Raw genomic sequence first — 18,800 nt, forward strand, 5'->3', positions numbered from 1 at the left:
TGTCCTACTGCACCGACAATTTTCTCGACATTAATCAAAAGATCACTGTGGCCATTGGCCTTCTCGACAATTCCGCTGGGAGTGAGGGTTACAGCTTGACCAAAATCTGTGTAATCGACAGTGTCATAGCCGGCGCCACCATCGAGTGTGTCACTACCAAAATCGGCATTCAATCTTTCACTATTACTTAGGGGAGACCTTTCATGATGAAGAGCCAACAAAAAGTCAATTGAGGAAAAAACCTGATGAAATTGACTATGAACTTGATGAACATTAGTGCTAGCAAGGTTAATCACTTCTAGATTAGTCTCCAAGAAATTAGGATTCTTAGTGCTAACTCCACTTTTTAAAGTATCATCACCATCCCCACCATTTAGGGAATCATTGCCATCTCCTCCATCAAGGAAATCATTGCCATCTCCTCCATCCAAGATGTCGTCATCATTGCCACCATTGAGAATGTCATGGCCTGCAAAGCCCAATAGCAAATCAAATCCATTGCCACCATGAAGATTATCGTCATCATCTCCACCATCAAGACTATCGTCTCCATGCCCCCCCAGCAGGAAGTCGAATCCAGCTTCCCCGATCAGGGAATCATCTCCATTGCCTCCTATCAGCAGATCATTATTTTCTCTACCATTGAGAGTATCTTGTCCTGCAAGCCCGAGGATAGAGTCTAATCCATTAGTCCCAAGGATTGAGTCATTGCCCAAGGTACCTAGGATAAAATTGCTATATAAGATTCCTGAAAAAACCATTTTTTATTTTTCTATCTTAAAGTAGTAGTGCTTTTCTTAAAATAATTTGGCAGCTTGATGCCAACAACTAATAGATAAAGCAGATTTTTATATGTAAAAATACTAGCAATAGAATAGAACGGTTTTAATATTATTTCCGACAAGAACAACTGTAAAGTTTGTCGATTATTTGAAGAATATGTTGCGATATATGAAGAAATGAGTATATCTTGTTACACTTTGATTGCTGGTAACGTGAACTCATAGTCATTTATTTGGAATTAAAACCTGAAAAGCTATCACACAAAAAAACCGAGAATTGAGTCAGGACGTTCACCAAGATGCTTTGTCCTCTACCATTATTCCCGGCCCAAGAGTTTCTGTGGTCCCTCCATCCGCCAATATATGGAACTATTTAAGGATGCAAGGCCAATAATTAGAAACGGTTGTCATTACCTTCTGCCACCACCGAAGGAGTTCCTGTTGTTCTCACGAGGTCTAGCTTTGTTGACCTTGAGACTTCTTTCCATCCATTCTGCTCCATCTAAAGCTGCGATCGCTTTATCCTCGTCAGACTCAGATTCCATTTCGACAAAAGCAAATCCGCGAACGCGTCCTGTTTCACGATCAGTGGGAATATGAACTCTTTTGACAGTACCATATTCGGCGAAAACTTCGTTTAAGTCTTCTTGATTAATTTCGTAAGCTAAATTACCTACATAAATTGACATAAGTTGATTGTCTCCTCAATCAGTGTTGGGTTTAGAGAGACAAGATTATTGGAAAAGAAACAGCTCAATACTTTACGGAAAAACCTTCGTTACTGAATACAGACTTAATCGTTAATCTTTTAATTCTCAAGACCAATGTTAACACTATTTATGAAGAATTAGCGATCTATTCTGTATTTTTAACTTTTAATTTTTAATTAATTTGCTTCCCAAGATTCCAAAAAATCCCAATCTTCAGAACCTGCTACAGAGTCTTTAACAACTTCTACTTGCGGTGGAGACGTATTTTCTTCCAATAAAACCTGATATTCCTCAGATTCAACCCATTTCAGCAACTCTGCGGCGCGCAAAGTCGTCCAAGGATGATTGGGCTCCATAAAACTCAGCATTTTTGTGAACTTGTCTAAACTATCGAGATTATAACTACCAAAATCTCTAGCCTGTTCGATAAACTCTTCTATTGCAATAGGATTAATATACTCTTCAGGCAATCCAGCCAATTTCATTAAACTACGATAGGCCACATCTGTGTCTTGACAGGCCAGTAAGGCTGCTCGATCTGATGTTAGTTTGGCCATCATAACCCATTGATAGAGTGCAAATTCAATCCCATTAGTGGCCAACCCGCCCAATCCCAGAGTAGAGTTCGCAATTACTCGACCCAAACCAGGAAGGATCATCGCTGTCTGATGATAGAGCAAATGCTTACTTTTAATATGTCCTAACTCATGACCCAAAGTGTAGAGTAATTCCTCGTTTGAGAGTTCTTTCATCCCATCAATATTGAGAATGATCATTGGATTATTGGCTCCAATGGTGAGAGTTCTAATATATCCAGTGCCGTGGAGAAGATATAATTCGGGAATAGGAGCCACATCAATGACGTTACAAGCTTCGAGAAATATTTGATACAGTTCGGGAAAATTACGAGAATTGACTCGCAGACATATGGCACCAAATTTAAATCTTAATAAACGATCTATGCCATATTCATTCACTTTTTTAAAAAATAAAGAAACCCCAGGAATTTTTTCAAGAGAGACTAGGGCCTGACGATCAAAAGGATGTTCATAGGCTTGGGGCGTCAATCCAGTTAAATATTTACGATTCATTAGGGCAGAATTATTAGTCAGTTATACAAAGTTTCTTGTCATTATATTAATTAAGATTATTTTTGGCTTCTTGGGCAACATGAGCAACTTCATCATCAACCAACTGCCGTAGAGTAGATTGAGCTATCTCTCCGCCCAATCTACCCAGAGCTTGGACCACACGATATCTGATTTGCCAATCCTCATTTTGAGCAAAAGGAATGAGTAAATCAACCGCACGTTGGTCTCCTAGTTCTCCCAAAGATCCGATAGCCGCGGTTTGTAGCAAATTAACCTCCGAGCTTAATGCTTCTGCTAACAGTTCAAATCCTTTAGGTTCTCCCAGTTCACCTAGAGTAGCAATAATACTAAATTGCACTAACCATTCTGAGGTTTGGTGATAGGCCTTTGCTAGATCATCATAGGCTTCGGTTAGTTTTAATCCTCCAATAGCATCGGCAGCAGCAGCTTGGACATCAGGCTCCGAATCATTAAATAGGCGATCTCGTAATAATTCTAAACTCAATTCTAGATTCTCGGTTCCCAACACATCAAGCTGACTTACCGCAGCATAGCGAACCCTGGTATTCATATCCTTGACCAAGGGCAATATTAGTCGAAAAGCTTCTGCTTTCTCAACAGTTCGTAATTGATTCAATCCCTTAATGCGATCGCTAAAATTAAGGGAATTCAGCAGAACAATAGTGGAGTCTAAAGGGTTATTCATGTATTTTTAGGAAATGTTAATTGTTGTTTTTAGTTAATTGTGGTCGCAAATAGTTACATTTTATATGTCGGCACAAATCGGAGATCATTAAAAATTGAATAGTCAATCATCTCAAGGTATATTTTCTATAATCGGTGGAGCCGTAATTGCTCTGCTAATTTTAGTTGCTTTCAACTGCTTTATTATCATAAATCCTGGTCAAGCTGGAGTTCTCAGTATTTTGGGAGAAGCACAAGAGCAACCCCTACTAGAAGGGCTACATTTTCGTCCACCGTTAATTTCTTATGTGGACGTTTATGATATCACTGTCCAAAAATTTGAAGTACCCGCTCAAAGTTCTACGAAAGACCTCCAGGATTTAAACGCTAGTTTTGCTATTAACTTCCGTCTTGATCCCCAGAAAATTGTCGAGATTCGTCGTAAACAAGGGACTTTAGCAAATATTGTCGCTAAAATCATTGCGCCCCAAACTCAAGAATCTTTTAAAATTGCTGCAGCCTTAAGAAACGTTGAAGAAGCAATTACTCAACGTAATGAATTAAAAGAAGATTTTGATAATGCTCTAAGTACTCGTCTAGAAAAATATGGCATTATTGTTCTAGATACTAGTGTAGTTGATCTTGATTTCTCTCCCCAGTTTGCTAAAGCAGTAGAAGATAAACAAATTGCTGAGCAAAAGGCGAGAAAAGCTGTTTATATTGCCAGTGAAGCTGAGCAAAAAGCCCTAGCAGAAATCAACCGTGCCAAGGGGAAAGCCGAAGCCCAAAAATTGCTAGCAGAAACACTTAAAGCTCAAGGTGGGCGGTTGGTACTGGAAAAAGAGGCAATTGAAGCTTGGAGAGAAGGAGGAGCGCAAGTGCCAAAAGTATTGGTTATTAGTGGAGATGCAGCTTCTCAACTCCCTTTCTTGTTGAATTTTGAAGATTTGCAATAATCCTGGTTGAATTTGGCTTCAGCTTTTCAGGTGTTAGGTCTTAGGAGCAAAATCCTATTAGAGCCTAACCACCTGACTAACCTAATTGATCGAAAATTGAGAACATTGGGAGATACATCGACAACAGAATCGTTCCCACCATTATGGCAATACCGACCATCATGATTGGTTCGAGCATACTCGTTAGGGCCTTAACTGCCTGCTCAACTTCATCTTCATAGAAATCGGCCACCTTCGACATCATCGAGTCCAATTCTCCGGTTTCTTCACCAATACTAATCATTTGAATCGCCAGAGGAGGAAAGACATTCTCCTTCTGAATTGCTAGGGAAATCATGCCGCCTTGCTGAATTTCACTTTTAGCAGATTGGATGGCATTGACAATAACCTTATTGGTAATTGTGTTACAAACGATATCAAAACAATTTAATACCGGGACTCCTGAACGGGTGAGCACACCAAAAATTCTACAGAAACGAGCTACAGCTGACTTTTGATTTAAATCGCCAAATAAAGGCATTTTGAGCATAAAAGAATCAATTTGCAGTCTTCCTACAGGCGTTGCATAATAAGCTTTAAAAGCGAAAGTAATAACCATAATCCCGATGATAGGGATGATAGCCCGCCAACTTCTCAAGGTATCACTTAACCAGACCATAAAGGAGGTTAAGGCTGGGAGCTCAGCACCTAAGCCATCAAAAATTCCCGAAAATACAGGAATCAAAAAAATGGTCATGCCCAAAAAGGCTACTACAGCAAAAAATCCGACTGTCATCGGATAAGTCATCGCCGATTTAATTTGATTTTGCAATTTAGCGATATCTTCTAGTAAGACAGAAAGGCGATCTAAGACTTCATCTAAAACTCCACCAGCCTCGCCAGCCTCGACCATATAGACATAGAGATCATCAAAACATTCGGGATATTTTGACATGGCTTCTGACAAACTTATCCCTTGTTGCACTTCTGCACTGATACCAATTAAGGCTTTTTTTAGTTTGAGGTTTCCTGCTTGATCTGATAGGATACCCAAACATCTGACAATGGCGACCCCTGCATTTACCATCACTGAAAATTGACGGGAAAAAACGGCCTTGTCTTTGACCTTGACTGTTGTCAGAGCCAATTCTAATTGAGATAAATCGAGATCTAGAGCAGACTTGGTGACCTTACCCACGGCAATATATCTATTACCCAAGATACTACGAGCTTGTTCTGGGGATTCAGCTTCCACCTTCTCTTTAAAAACTTTGCCCGACTTGTCTCTAACTTTAGCTATATATACAGTCATGGATTAAATATGTGTTTTACTTACAGCAAAATTGGTTATTTAATAATTAGTAACTTTATTATTGGTCACTTCAAGAAACGGTATTATCTACGGCTTCTAGCTTTGTTGGTTCCCATAGACATTGCCCCGGCAACCAGACGTTGGAGTTCATCTGGTTTTCCACTCTTACCGATCGCTTCTTCAATGTCAATAACTCCAGCTCTGACTAGGTGGGCTAATGCCTGTTCCATCGTTTGCATTCCCAATTTACCTCCCGTTTGAAGCGCTGAATAAACTTGGGATGCCTTACCTTCTCGAATTAAATTTGCGATCGCTGGAGTAACAATCATAATTTCTTGAGCCATCACCCGGCCAAACTCACCGGGTTTAGGACTTTTCTTTTTAGCTAAAGTCTGACTAAATACTGCGATCAAAGAGTTAGATAGCATTGCCCTAATTTGTGCTTGTTCAGCGGCGGGAAAAACATCAACCATCCTGTCTACTGTTCCCGAGGCAGAACTAGTATGCAAAGTACCAAAGACTAAATGCCCTGTTTCTGCGGCTGAAATTGCCAAGGAAATGGTTTCGAGATCCCGCATTTCCCCCACCAGAATAATATCTGGATCTTCGCGTAATGCACCTTTGAGCGCGTTAGCAAAGCTTTTAGTATCTTCTCCTTTCTGTCGCTGATGAAAGAGACTTTTGTGGTTAGGGAATACATATTCAATGGGATCTTCTACAGTGAGAATATGTTCTGCTCTAGTTCGATTAATCAGATCCAGCATCGCTGCGAGAGTTGTTGTTTTGCCAGAACCAGTAGGTCCAGTAACTAAAATTAAGCCTTTTGGCCTATAGGTCATCTCTCGCACAATTTCCGGTAAGCCTAACTGGTCGAAATTAGGAATCTTGGAAGATAAAGCTCGCAAACAAGCAGCATAACAACCCCGCTCTTTATAAACATTCACCCGAAAGCGAGCCAGGCCCTTAACTCCATAGGAACAATCCAGCTCCCAAGTTTGCTCTAAATCCTTTCTTTGGGTATTGTTGAGCATACTAAAAATCAGTCGTTGGCATTCAGCGGGCATCAGATCATCCCCAATAGGAGTCAGTTTGCCACTGATACGGAAGTAAACTGGAGCACTAGCTTGAATATGCATATCCGAGCCCCCCATTTCCACCAACTGCTCCATCAAGTCCTCAATCATCATTTCCATAGCATTAACCTCTTATAAAAATTTTATAGTAAATAAATTATTTATTGCTCACTAAAGCGAGATGTCATGCAATAAGGACAATCTAGCCATTCCGGTTTTAATTGAGCATCACAAGTACGACAGATTAAGCCACTTTTTCGTTTGGCTTTTAATTCAGCTTCTAGACCTGAGTCAGTAAAGGTGACCCTTTCAACTTCTTCTAATGTGGTGTGGCCTTCTTTGACCAAGTCGAGACTATAGGCCAAAATCGTAATCATGCCTTCTTCGACTGCAGCTTCTTTGATCTGATCACCATTGGCCCCAGCATTAATTAATTCTTGTATTTTCTCAGAGGTTCTCATGACCTCATAAACTCCAACTCGGCCTTTATAGCCACCGCCACCACATTTAGGACAGAGGGTTCCTTTCTTTTTGGCCGCTGCTTTTTGTTCTTGATCTAAGGTTTTTGCTTTATAAAAAGTAACATCCTCTTGATTGGCAGCTGATAAGCCAAATCTGGCTAATTCTTCATGGGTCGGATGATAGGCAATCCGACATTCTCCACAAACTCGACGCATTAGCCTTTGAGCTAAAACTCCGACGAGAGAACCAGCAATCATAAAAGGCTCAATTCCCATTTCATCGAGTCGGGATATAGAACCTGCCGCATCATTGGTATGGAGAGTAGTTAAGACAAGGTGACCTGTCATTGCTGCTTCTACTGCGGTTTTAGCTGTTTCAGGGTCTCTAGTTTCCCCCACAAGTATCACATCAGGATCCTGTCGTAGAAAAGCTCGTAAAATAGAGGCGAAATCCATGCCTTTTTCGCGAATGACCTGTACTTGGGTAATTCCATCTAGAGAATATTCAATGGGGTCTTCAGCTGTACTAATATTTACTCCAGGATTGTTTCTTTCGGCTAAAACTGAATAGAGTGTCGTTGATTTACCAGAACCAGTAGGGCCCGTTACCAATAGTAGGCCAAAGGGTCTTTTCGCCATTTCCCGGACTAATTCCAAGGTAGGCTCATGGGTAATTAATTTATCCAAGCCCAATTGAGTGGCCGAGTTGTCTAAAATCCGCAAACAGACCTTTTCTCCATAACGACTGGGCAAACTACTAACCCGAAAGTCGACTTTTCGACCCTGAAACATGCGTCGAATTTTGCCATCTTGAGGTAAACGTTTCTCGGCAATATCTAAATCTGCCATGATCTTGAAACGAGCCATCACCGCTGGGATAATTTTCTTGGGCATGGGATCAAAAGCCTGTTGTAAAACCCCGTCCTTACGATAACGAACCCTCAAAAATTCTTCTTGGGGCTCAACATGAATATCAGAAACCCCATCTTGTAGTCCTTTGGCAAGAATTTTATTGACTAGATTAATAATTGGGGCCCCTTGAGCTTCATTAACTGCACCTAAATCATCGGCACCCTCTTCTTCTGTTTCTTCTAGATTAAAGTCGAGATTATCTAAGTCCAAAGAAACGTCAACATTAACTGTGTCTTTTTTGCCAGAGGCTTTCTCTTTTTTTACTTCCTCATCCAAATATTTATCAATAAGTTTCTGATAATCGGCCTGAGTAATGACAATTCTCTGGAGTTCAATGCCTTTAGGTCGAAGAATCCGATTGAGATCATCTTGAGCTTCTAAATTCTCTGGATCCACCATCGCTACAACTAAAGCAGCTGGATCTTCCTTTCTCTCTAAAGGGATAATTCGGTAACGACGACATAAATCGAGGGGGATTAGACTATCAATAAGAGCGCCGGTTTGGTTGCTGTTAACCTCTTCAATTTCTAGATCGATCGAAGCGACGCCGTATAGAACTTTTAATTCAAAAAGATGATGTTTTTTGTACTGGCGTAGTACGTCCGGGGGTAGGGCATCACCAGTAACGGATTCTAAGATGTCAACCAAAGATCGCCCAGTTTTGCGACTTTCCAACATCGCTTTCTGCATTTGTTCGCCATTAACAAACCCTTTTTCAACTAGCTTATTGCCAAAAGGAGAAAAATAATTGCGCAGCGCGATCGCTTTAGTTTTCTTGGACTTAGAAGATGAAGAATAACTCATAAAATCAGCAAAAAAGATCTCCCGATATTATTCAAGTATTCCCGAAAGTTTTGCTAAAATACCAGCTCTAATGATAAAAATATTCTTCGTAAAAACAAAAAGAACCCAGCTATGCTTGACGAATGACCTAGAGTTTCCCATAAGCATTTATCCTTACAGCTCTCGTGATGGGTCAAATGTGGGAGAACGCGCAAGTCAAGACGAAATGCTACATTAAGTTAGCAGTAATTCACATCCTCCAAAACCATAATTTGTAGTTTCATCACAAAATGCTATGAGTGACGATCAAAAGCAGCAAGAACAAACCATAGAAGAACAAGACGCAATTTCTTCCCTCAATTCAGAAAAAGCAGCGAGTAATACAGTGTCTGAAGAAAATTCAGCTCTAGACTCGGCAGTTGCAACTTCTGAATCTGAGATTCCAGAACTTCCAGAGCTTTCCGAGATTCCAGACATACCCAAGGAGGTGGAAGCTATATCTCCTGAACAAGATACTGCAACAGAGACTGAATCTGAAAATGAGAAAATTATTGCTATCTTGCAGCAGGAAAATGCCAACCTAAAAAAGCTTTTTGACGATCAGGTTAAACAGTCAAATATTACAAAGTCTCAATATGCAAGATTAGCTGCCGACTTTGATAATTTTCGCAAAAGAACTATTAAAGAAAAAGAGAATCTAGAACGACAGTCAAAAAAAGACATTATCAACAAACTACTGCCTGTTGTGGACAATTTTGAACGGGCTAGAGTTCAAATTAAACCAAATAACGAAGCCGAGAAAACAATCCAGAATAGTTATCAAGGAGTTTACAAAACTTTAGTAGATTGCTTGAAGCGAATGGGAGTATCGGCAATGCGTCCTGAAGGACAGGAATTTGATCCCAATTTTCATGAAGCGATGCTCAGAGAACCTTCTAATGAATATCCCGAAGGGACAGTCATAGAGCAACTAATGAGGGGCTATATGTTAGAAGATCAGGTTTTGCGTCATGCCATGGTGAAAGTTGCTGTTCCTCAAGAACCCATGATAACCTCGGAAGAGAAACAAGATGTCTTGGAAGATGTAGCAGATAATGCAGAATCTATTAGCTAGATTTTAGCTTTTAAACTGCTGTATTTCAGAAGAAAATTCAGCTATCTTAATTCTATTTTGATTTAGTCTGATTCTTGAAGATCATAAAAAAACACCAGAAAGTCATTGACATTAATGCCTCAACACTATGGCAAAGGTTATAGGTATCGATTTAGGCACCACAAATAGTTGTGTTTCCGTTCTAGAAGGAGGAAAACCGATCGTAATTGCCAATTCAGAAGGTGGGCGAACAACCCCCAGTATGGTTGCCTTTGCGAAGGGAAATACCCGTTTAGTCGGTCAACTTGCCAAGAGGCAATCTGTTACTAATGCGATTAATACAATTCATAGTATTAAACGGTTTATCGGTCGTCGCTGGTCAGATACGGCCGAGGAGAGATCACGGGTTCCCTATAACTGCATTTCTGGCCGCGACAACACTGTTGACGTTCAAATCCAGGATCGCCAGTATACGCCTCAAGAGATTTCGGCCATGATTTTGCAGAAACTCAAAGCAGATGCCGAGAGTTTTTTGGGAGAAACAGTCACTCAAGCAGTGATCACTGTGCCGGCCTATTTTACCGATTCTCAGAGACAAGCGACCAAAGACTCTGGAACCATAGCAGGTCTGGAAGTGATGCGGATTATTAATGAACCAACAGCGGCGGCATTAGCTTATGGCTTAGAGAAACTAGATCGAGAACAAAATATTTTGGTTTTTGACTTGGGTGGTGGAACTTTTGATGTTTCAATTTTGCAACTAGGCAATGGTGTATTTGAAGTTAAAGCCACATCCGGCAACAATCAACTAGGTGGTGACGATTTTGACAATGTCATAGTTGTTTGGATGATTGAGGCTTTCCTGACCCAAGAAAATATCGATCTTAAAAAAGATAAAATGGCTTTGCAACGCCTGCGCGAAGCAGCAGAAAAAGCCAAAATAGAACTCTCTAGTACCCCAACGACTTCGATTAATTTACCTTTCATCACTGCTGATGAAACGGGGCCTAAACATCTGGAGATGGAGTTAAGTCGGTCTAAGTTTGAGGAGTTAGCTCGCGGTCTCATTGAAAGGACATTAGAACCAGTAGAGCAATCACTCAAGGATGCAGAACTTCAGCCGGACGAGATAGAGCGCTTGATTTTAGTTGGTGGTTCGACTCGAATCCCTGCTGTACAAAAAGCGATCCAAACCGTGTTCCCCCAAATGCAAGTGGATCGCTCAGTTAACCCAGACGAAGCAGTGGCTTTAGGTGCGGCGATTCAGGGAGGGGTTTTGGGTGGTGAAGTTGAAGATCTATTGCTTTTAGACGTTACACCCTTATCTTTGGGGATTGAAACTTTAGGAGAGGTCTTCACCAAAATCATTGAAAAAAATACTACTGTGCCGACTAGTAAGTCTCAAATCTTTTCCACGGCTGCTGATGGTCAAACTTCTGTAGAAATTCACGTTCTTCAAGGAGAACGGGCCATGGCAGATGATAATAAAAGCTTAGGAAAATTTCTTTTAACGGGAATTCCGGTAGCTCCTCGGGGTGTTCCTCAAATTGAAGTTAGTTTTGAAATGGATGTCAACGGTATTTTGCAGGTTAGAGCAGAAGATAAAGGAACTGGCAAACAACAAAATATTACTATTTCTAATACAGGTGGATTAAGTTCTACCGAAGTTGAGAGAATGCGCCAAGAAGCTGAAAAATATGCCGAGCAGGATAGTAATCGCATCAGATTAATTGAAATCAGAAATCAAGCAGATAATTTGTTCTACAATTACGAATCAACCCTCAATGAACAAGGGAAGTTCATTCGTCAGGATTTAAAAGTTGAAATTCAAAAACTGAAAAATAATCTGGAACAGGCTTTTGCTAGTCGCAATCCCTCACCAGATGCAATTCAAACTCTCGTCGATAAATTCCGCCAGAAGCTATTACAAGTGGGCTCTGATGTTTACCAAAAAGCAACTGGCAGCGGAGCAGGCAATGTGGAAGGTATGTTTGACAGTTTTGAGGAAACAATTTCCAATGTCCAGATAGAAACAGAATTTGAAATGTCATCAGAAGAGAATGAAGAAGTTAAAGCTTTGGTCGCTGTTCAGAATCAAAATCGCCAAGTGGATTCTGCTCAAGCTGAAGATTTTGATGACCCAACCATAATTGATGAAATTGATTTTGAAGATTATGAAGTCATCGATTAAATAACTATAGGCTATAGGCTGTCTCATTGACATAATTGTCATTGGGCTTTTATGAGCATCTTTTGCTACAGTACCATTAGCACAACACACAAAAAATTGAGACAATAAGGGTTTATGGCAGGGGACTATTATCAAATTCTGGGTGTATCCCGTGATGCAAGTAAAGAAGAGCTAAAACGGTCTTATCGTCGTCTTGCGCGTAAGTATCATCCTGACGTCAATAAAGAACCAGGGGCCGAAGATCGCTTTAAGGAAGTTAATCGTGCCTATGAAGTGCTTTCTGAGCCAGAGACTCGTAGCCGATATGATCGCTTTGGGGAAGCTGGAGTGTCTTCCGGTGCGGGAGCTTCCGGATTTGAGTATGGTGATATGGGCGGTTTTGCCGATATCTTTGAGTCTATTTTCAATGGTTTTGGTGGTGCTGGCGGGCCTAGCACTTCCCGTCGTCGGACTGGCCCAGTGCGCGGTGATGATCTCAGATTAGATTTAAAACTGGACTTCCGTGAAGCTGTTTTCGGTGGAGAAAAACAGATCCGCATTCCCCATCTCGAAAGTTGTCAAGTTTGTGGCGGAAATGGTGCTAAACCCGGGACTGGTTCTCGAAGCTGTACTACTTGCAATGGGGTTGGCCAGGTAAAAAGAGCGACTCGCACTCCCTTTGGTAGTTTTGCCCAAGTTTCCTCCTGTCCTACTTGTAATGGTGCGGGCGTGGTTATTGAAGCCAAATGTGAGTCTTGTAATGGTGCAGGGCGCAAGCAAGAAACCAAGAAGCTCAAAATTACAATTCCACCAGGGGTTGATAATGGAACTCGTCTCAGGGTTTCTTCAGAAGGAGATGCTGGAGTGAGGAATGGTACTCCAGGAGATTTATATGTCTATTTATTTGTCGAATCTGATCCTGAGTTTACTCGAGAAGGAATTAATATTAGTTCCGAGATTAGTATTAGTTATCTACAAGCAATTCTGGGTTGTCGTGTTGAAGTTCCCACTGTTGACGGAGCTGAGGAGGTCACAATACCTGCGGGAACTCAGCCCAATAAGGTTTTGGTGATGGAAAATAAAGGAGTCCCCAGATTGGGTAATCCCGTGAGCCGAGGGAATCATTTGATCACGGTCAAGGTCGAGATTCCCAAAAAGCTTAATGCGGAAGAGAAAGAGTTACTCGAAAAATTAGCGACCATTCACGGAGAAAGTACTGGCAAAGGGGGTCTAGAAGGTTTTTTGGGAGGATTGTTTCATAAATGAATCATGCTAAAATTCCTGCTCAAAGCCAGAGTGATGCTTTACTAGATTTGCGGGGCACTCCCTGTCCGATCAATTTTGTCCGCACCAAATTGCGTTTAGAACAAATGCCGCCCAATTCTGTGCTGGAAGTTTGGCTAGATCCTGGGGAACCGATTGAACAAGTACCTGATAGTTTGAAAATGGCAGGATATCAATTGGAATTTGTTGACGATCGCCAAGAGTTTTTTGCCTTGTTTGTGCGTCGTCCCCTTGAATCGTGAGTGTTTTGGCAAATGAGATTACATGGCCACTATGGGGAACAGTCGTAGCGGTACAGGCTAATTTTTATCAGGTAAAATTGGCTCTTAGTTGCGATCGCGAGGGTGATTTAGAATATTTGCTTTGTACTCGCCGCACTAGGCTCAAAAAAATTGGGCAAAAGGTGATGGTGGGCGATAAGGTTGCGATTGAAGAACCCGACTGGCAAGATGGACGAGGGGCGATCGCTGATATCCTATCAAGAACCACCGAATTACAAAGACCTCCTGTCGCTAATGCAGATTTGATGTTATTGGTTTTTGCGGTAGAAGAACCAAAATTAGACCCTTGGCAATTAAGTCGCTTTTTAGTGCAAACTGAGTCTACAGGATTAGAACTCTGTTTATGTTTGAATAAATGCGATCTAATTCCTGAGTCGGAACAACAGCAATGGCAAGCGAGATTAGCTAGTTGGGGTTACAATGCGGTTTTGATTAGCACAATTCAAAATTATGGGATTGATAGTTTGCTATCTCGTTTAAAGGACAAAATTACCGTGGTTGTTGGGCCAAGTGGAGTTGGCAAATCTAGTTTAATTAATCAACTGATTCCTGATGTTGAGGTGCGAGTTGGTCGAGTCTCAGGAAAGTTGCAACGAGGTCGTCATACAACTCGTCATGTGGAGTTATTTGAGCTTCCTGGAGGGGGTCTACTGGCCGATAGTCCTGGGTTTAATCAACCAAGTATGAACTATAATCCTACGGATTTGGCATTATATTTTCCTGAAGCTAGAAACAGATTGGCGGATAATCTTTGTCAGTTTAGTGATTGTTTACATCGTGATGAGCCCAATTGTGTGGTGCGGGGTGATTGGGAAAGATATGAATATTATTTGGATTTTCTGGATAAGGCGATCGCGTTTCAAAAGAGCCAGCAGGATAATCCTGATGAAGAGTCTAATGTCAAACTTAAAATTAAACGGGCAGGCAAAGATCAATACGAACCGAGATTAGCCAGAAAAAAATATCGTCGTCGCTCTCGTAAGGAAAAACAGCAAAATTTGCAGGAATTGTATGGTAATCGCTCTATTGATGAGCTTTATGAAGAAGAAAGCCTCGAAGAAAAGTAACAGGTGAAATAATTTAGACTATGATGCCCCTTAAGTTCCCAACTTCTTTAAAGCCTGGAGATTCAGTAATCGCGATCGCAACTAGTGGTGCAGTAAAAGATGTCAAAGCCTTGGAAGCAGGGTTGGCAGTTTGGCGATCGCGTGGCTATCAGGTGACATTAGATGATAATTGGGATGCTCGTCAGGGTTATTTAGCAGGAGACGATACGACTAGACGTAATGCTTTAACCCAAGCTTGGAATGATCCCCAATGCAAAGCTATTCTCTGTATCCGAGGGGGTTACGGCAGTGCAAGACTATTAGAAAATTGGAATCAAACAGTTCCAGGAAATCCAAGCCCTATGCCTTCAAAGTGGATAATTGGTTTTTCCGATGTGACAGCTTTGTTGTGGAGTTTGGCTACAGAAGGAATTGCTAGTTTGCATGGCCCAATTTTAACCACACTAGACCAAGAACCAATATGGTCACAGCAAAGAATGTTCGACTATCTTGAAGGCGGAAATTTAGAATCTTTGCAAGGGAAAGGCTGGGGAAGAGGGATTGCGGAGGGAATATTGCTGCCGGCAAATCTGAGTGTGGCGACTCATATCTTGGGAACACCGTTACAACCTAGCTTAAAGGGAACTATTTTAGCCTTAGAAGATATCAATGAATATCCCTATCGCATAGATCGGATGTTAACTCAATGGCGTTTAATGGGGGTCTTATCGGGAGTCAAAGGAATTGCTTTAGGTAGATTTAGTCGTTGTGAGGCAGACCCTGGCTCGATTAGCACTAATGCAGGAGAGGTTTTACGCGATCGCCTATCCGACTTGGAAATCCCCATCGTTAGTGATCTTCCTTTCGGCCATGATGGCTGTAATGCAGTTTTACCCGTAGGTCATCATGTGAGATTGGACGGCGATCGCGGAGAGTTGAGTTTTTTAAGGGATGAGGGATTGTTAAGGGATAAGGAATGAGCGATGAGGGATGAGGAATGAGGAAGGAAAAGGTAAGAGATTAATTGCCTGGCTTGCCTTCCCATTTCCCTCAATTCCTCAATAGTTTACTTTTATTGTTTTAGTACGACTTATTTTTTACCAAACAGCTTTTGAAAGATACTTGCTAAGGGATTAGTTTTTTTCGTTGCTTTAGGTGCTGCGGGCGCTTTAGGCTTGCTGGCAGTTGAAGTTGTTGTTGGTGATGATTTTTGAGTGGGAACAGAGCTGGTCTGAAATTGGCTGATAAATTGCTTTATGCGATCGCCATCCGATAGAGAAGCTTGGCGAATCTGTCCCACTTTAGCGGCTAAATCAGATTTACCGATATAATTCAACCATTTTTCAAAGTCTTCTCGCATTAAATAGTTCAGACTTTCATCAGGCGATTTTTGGCAGAGAGAGAATAATTCTTCAGCAGTGTAGGCTAATTGCCCATCAGAAAATTTAAATGGTTCAGTCATGATTGGCTACTATGTGATTTATAAAGGTTTCTCAACGTACTCTATAATTACACAGAAAACTCTAAGATTGCTGCTAATCAGATTACAATTATCGTCGCGACAACGTTAGAGCAATCCCATAGATTTTCTAAGATTGGGGGATCATAGCAAAAAGTACTTTTTCTACGAAGAAAGCTGAATTAAAAAAAATAGATTCGAGAATTATACGAGATATCTTGATACCATGGCATCACAACATGACAAGTAGTGTAGAATTACATGCATCAAGTTTTGGCTTAAGAAATAGGGGACAATTAATAGGTAATGGGTGAGTTAACTCAAAGTAAACTAATGGTTGATTACATATGTAGGCTAATATCTTTAGTATTATCAACGAAGCTTAATGTATTTAAAATTTTCTAAAATCCAAAACAAATTAAATTTTGGATGGGCATTTATCGTTGCCGAATACTAGATAATGAAAACTGTGGCTTCTAAATTGACAATTTCTTCGATCAATTTCATCACTATCGTAGAAAGGTGAACTTATTTTGTGAAAAAATTATAATTCATGACAAATCTAACAATTAATATTATTACGATAATAGCTGAAGTTCTTCTGGTTTTCATTTTTTTCTTTCTTGTTAACTGGTGTTTTGGAAGAATGTATAGAAAAATTTTCCAAATACCTTTGATAGAAAAATTTAGCAAAAATTTTAGTCTGGCTACAATTCGCCGTCAAGTACGAAATTGTATTTTTTTCTTCAACTTTATTTTATCTTTAATGATAATTGGGCTCAATGGATATCTCATCTATCGCGGAGAAAATGTTCGAGAATATAGTTTGCAACTATTCTTGACAATACCTAGAGAGTTTTGGAATGATCTTGGGCTAGGAATTGTTAAAAGTATTGGGGTAATTATCGGAGCGAGTATTGCTCTGCGAATTTTCAATCCTCTAATAGATAAGTTATCGCAGTATGTTCAAGATTTTGACGAGATTTCTGATAATGATCAGAGTATCGCCTCATTTTTTGAGGCATTAAAAAAGAATATTAATAGTGCATCTTGGATTGCGATCGCGATTCTTTGTGCTGAATTTCTAATTCTGCCGCCTATTGTCTCCAAATATTTATATATTCTACTAAGAATTTATTTAATTATTAGCATCGGACTACTACTATTTAAAGTAGTCGCCGTGATTATTGATAGCCTTGATGCTCTCAGTGTAAAAAATTCGAGTCCCGACAATATCTTAAGGTTTTATGATAAGCTGCGACATCTGATCTCATTCCTCAAGCGTTGTTTGGAATATATCACCTATGTTTTCATGGCAACGCTATGTATTCAACAAATTGACTTTATTGCCAATTTAGCCGTTTGGGGTGCTAGTGGAATCAAGTTAATCTCTATCCTTCTCATAAGCCGAATTCTCATCTCAGTTGCCTATTTAGCTGTCGAAGAATTCCTTCTCAGCTCAGATTCTTTGACAAATGCCCAAAGACAGCGACGACAGACAATTACCCCTCTAATCCAGAGTTCTGCCAAATACATAATATATTTTGGGTCAGGTGTTTTAATGCTTGACTCGATTGGTGTTGATCCCGGACCAATTCTAGCTGGAGCAGGGATTTTAGGTTTTGCTGTTGGTCTGGGGGCGCAAAATTTGATTAATGATATAGTCTCCGGCTTCTTGATTTTGTTTGAAAATTACTATTTGGTAGGAGATTATATCGAAACTGATGAAGCATCGGGATATGTCGAAGCGATCGAATTGAGAACCACAAGGATTCGTAATTATCTTGGACAGGTCTATATCATTCGGAATGGAGATATCAATTCTATTACCAATTTCTCTAAAGGTTTTATTTATGCAAATGTTGAGGTTGGAGTTGACTACAATACGAATCTAGATTTAGTTCAAGAGATCATTGAACAAGTTGGTATCCAATTGAAAGCAGAATGCGAAGATATTCTGGAACCAACGCAAGTAGAGGGGATTGAAGAATTTGGCGAGATTCGTTTATCTATTTACACAATAACCAAGGTTAAACCGGGCAGACATGTCCAAATCAAAAGAATTGTGAGGCAAGTGCTTAAAGAAGCATTTGATCGCGAAGGAATTTATATTCCCATTGGAGAAATTGCCGATAGACCCGAATGGGTATCCAAAGTTCAGCAGGAACAAGGCAGAAAATATAGAAATAGAAAGCCAAGGCAAAAACGAATTATCAATAACGATTACAGCAGAATTCAAGGTTCACAAAAGGACGATCAACATGAGGATCAACAAAATAGGAATAATCAATTTGAAAAAACAATAGATATTAAAAAAGGTGTTGAGCAGTCCATAGAAGCAACAGCTCAAATTATTAGGGAAGCAAATCAACAAACTATTATTTCTCCACATTCAGAAAAACCTCCTTTTGAGAAATTTACTCCGGAATCTCCTGTTCCTAAGCAATTAAATCCAACTACGGTTCATCAGCTAGAGGGGAGTTCCACAAAATCTGAGCCTTCCTCAGAAACTTTGGTCTCTAAAAAACTAAATCAGGCTGCAACTCATGAGTTGAAAAACATTCCTCCCACATCTGAATCGGCTCCAGAAAAGCCAGTCCCCAAAAATAAGAATCAGAAACAGAAGCAAAGTAAACAGAGTTTCTCCAAGCAATTAAAGGATAATCTCAAAAAATTCTTGGAAAATAATTAGTAGCTGATTGTTATGCAGTGAGACCAATTACA

Annotated in this window: 16 protein-coding genes; 8 read left to right on the plus strand and 8 right to left on the minus strand. The window is 40.3% G+C overall.

Annotated elements, in window-relative coordinates:
- The 4 genes from XEN7305_RS28750 to nblB all read right to left on the minus strand — a co-directional run.
- Positions 1 to 761 (minus strand): calcium-binding protein (locus XEN7305_RS28750; protein WP_006511252.1); only part of this gene is annotated, 761 nt, incomplete at its 3' end.
- A 431-nt stretch (positions 762 to 1,192) separates the two neighbouring features.
- Positions 1,193 to 1,471, minus strand: a complete 279-nt coding sequence (locus tag XEN7305_RS19630; RefSeq protein ID WP_006511253.1) for an RNA-binding protein — start codon at positions 1,469 to 1,471, stop codon at positions 1,193 to 1,195.
- Between the two features lie 197 nt (positions 1,472 to 1,668).
- Positions 1,669 to 2,583: a M48 family metallopeptidase gene (locus tag XEN7305_RS19635; RefSeq protein WP_006511254.1), complete on the minus strand. Its 915-nt coding sequence runs from the start codon at positions 2,581 to 2,583 to the stop codon at positions 1,669 to 1,671.
- 46 nt (positions 2,584 to 2,629) lie between these two features.
- Positions 2,630 to 3,289: a phycobilisome degradation protein NblB gene (gene nblB / locus XEN7305_RS19640; RefSeq protein ID WP_006511255.1), complete on the minus strand. Its 660-nt coding sequence runs from the start codon at positions 3,287 to 3,289 to the stop codon at positions 2,630 to 2,632.
- 94 nt (positions 3,290 to 3,383) lie between these two features.
- On the opposite strand from nblB, the gene XEN7305_RS19645 reads away from it, so the two are divergent.
- On the plus strand, positions 3,384 to 4,223 hold the full coding sequence (locus XEN7305_RS19645) for a prohibitin family protein (RefSeq protein WP_006511256.1): 840 nt from the start codon (positions 3,384 to 3,386) through the stop codon (positions 4,221 to 4,223).
- Between the two features lie 76 nt (positions 4,224 to 4,299).
- On the opposite strand, the gene XEN7305_RS19650 is transcribed toward XEN7305_RS19645, so the two are convergent.
- The 3 genes from XEN7305_RS19650 to XEN7305_RS19660 form a co-directional block, all read right to left on the minus strand.
- Entirely contained in the window at positions 4,300 to 5,514 is a 1,215-nt protein-coding gene (locus tag XEN7305_RS19650; protein WP_006511257.1) for a type II secretion system F family protein, read from the minus strand.
- Between the two features lie 83 nt (positions 5,515 to 5,597).
- Positions 5,598 to 6,707 carry a type IV pilus twitching motility protein PilT gene (locus XEN7305_RS19655; protein ID WP_006511258.1) on the minus strand — a complete coding sequence of 370 codons (1,110 nt, stop codon included), beginning with the start codon at positions 6,705 to 6,707 and terminating at the stop codon, positions 5,598 to 5,600.
- Between the two features lie 41 nt (positions 6,708 to 6,748).
- Positions 6,749 to 8,764, minus strand: coding sequence for a GspE/PulE family protein (locus XEN7305_RS19660; RefSeq protein ID WP_006511259.1), 2,016 nt, complete (start codon positions 8,762 to 8,764; stop codon positions 6,749 to 6,751).
- A gap of 274 nt (positions 8,765 to 9,038) precedes the next feature.
- On the opposite strand from XEN7305_RS19660, the gene grpE reads away from it, so the two are divergent.
- The 6 genes from grpE (at position 9,039) to XEN7305_RS19690 (ending at position 15,597) form a co-directional block, all read left to right on the plus strand.
- Positions 9,039 to 9,857 carry a nucleotide exchange factor GrpE gene (gene grpE / locus XEN7305_RS19665; RefSeq protein ID WP_006511260.1) on the plus strand — a complete coding sequence of 273 codons (819 nt, stop codon included), beginning with the start codon at positions 9,039 to 9,041 and terminating at the stop codon, positions 9,855 to 9,857.
- Between the two features lie 127 nt (positions 9,858 to 9,984).
- The gene (gene dnaK / locus XEN7305_RS19670) at positions 9,985 to 12,027 is read left to right on the plus strand and encodes a molecular chaperone DnaK (RefSeq protein ID WP_006511261.1); all 2,043 of its coding nucleotides are present in this window, start codon (positions 9,985 to 9,987) and stop codon (positions 12,025 to 12,027) included.
- A 114-nt stretch (positions 12,028 to 12,141) separates the two neighbouring features.
- Positions 12,142 to 13,272, plus strand: coding sequence for a molecular chaperone DnaJ (gene dnaJ / locus XEN7305_RS19675; RefSeq protein ID WP_006511262.1), 1,131 nt, complete (start codon positions 12,142 to 12,144; stop codon positions 13,270 to 13,272).
- A complete protein-coding gene (locus tag XEN7305_RS19680) occupies positions 13,269 to 13,532 on the plus strand; it encodes a sulfurtransferase TusA family protein (RefSeq protein WP_006511263.1) in 264 nt (87 codons plus the stop codon). Before dnaJ ends, XEN7305_RS19680 begins: the two co-directional genes overlap by 4 nt.
- A complete protein-coding gene (rsgA, locus tag XEN7305_RS19685; RefSeq protein ID WP_006511264.1) occupies positions 13,529 to 14,638 on the plus strand; it encodes a small ribosomal subunit biogenesis GTPase RsgA in 1,110 nt (369 codons plus the stop codon). Before XEN7305_RS19680 ends, rsgA begins: the two co-directional genes overlap by 4 nt.
- Before the next feature lie 23 nt (positions 14,639 to 14,661).
- A complete protein-coding gene (locus XEN7305_RS19690; RefSeq protein WP_006511265.1) occupies positions 14,662 to 15,597 on the plus strand; it encodes an LD-carboxypeptidase in 936 nt (311 codons plus the stop codon).
- Between the two features lie 110 nt (positions 15,598 to 15,707).
- Here the strand turns inward: XEN7305_RS19690 and XEN7305_RS19695 are convergent, their stop codons facing one another.
- Positions 15,708 to 16,079: a hypothetical protein gene (locus XEN7305_RS19695; RefSeq protein WP_006511266.1), complete on the minus strand. Its 372-nt coding sequence runs from the start codon at positions 16,077 to 16,079 to the stop codon at positions 15,708 to 15,710.
- 550 nt (positions 16,080 to 16,629) lie between these two features.
- Here XEN7305_RS19695 and XEN7305_RS19700 point away from each other — a divergent pair.
- Positions 16,630 to 18,768: a mechanosensitive ion channel family protein gene (locus XEN7305_RS19700; protein WP_006511267.1), complete on the plus strand. Its 2,139-nt coding sequence runs from the start codon at positions 16,630 to 16,632 to the stop codon at positions 18,766 to 18,768.
- Positions 18,769 to 18,800: the final 32 nt, after the last annotated feature.

The organism is Xenococcus sp. PCC 7305 (assembly GCF_000332055.1).
GTDB lineage: Bacteria > Cyanobacteriota > Cyanobacteriia > Cyanobacteriales > Xenococcaceae > Xenococcus.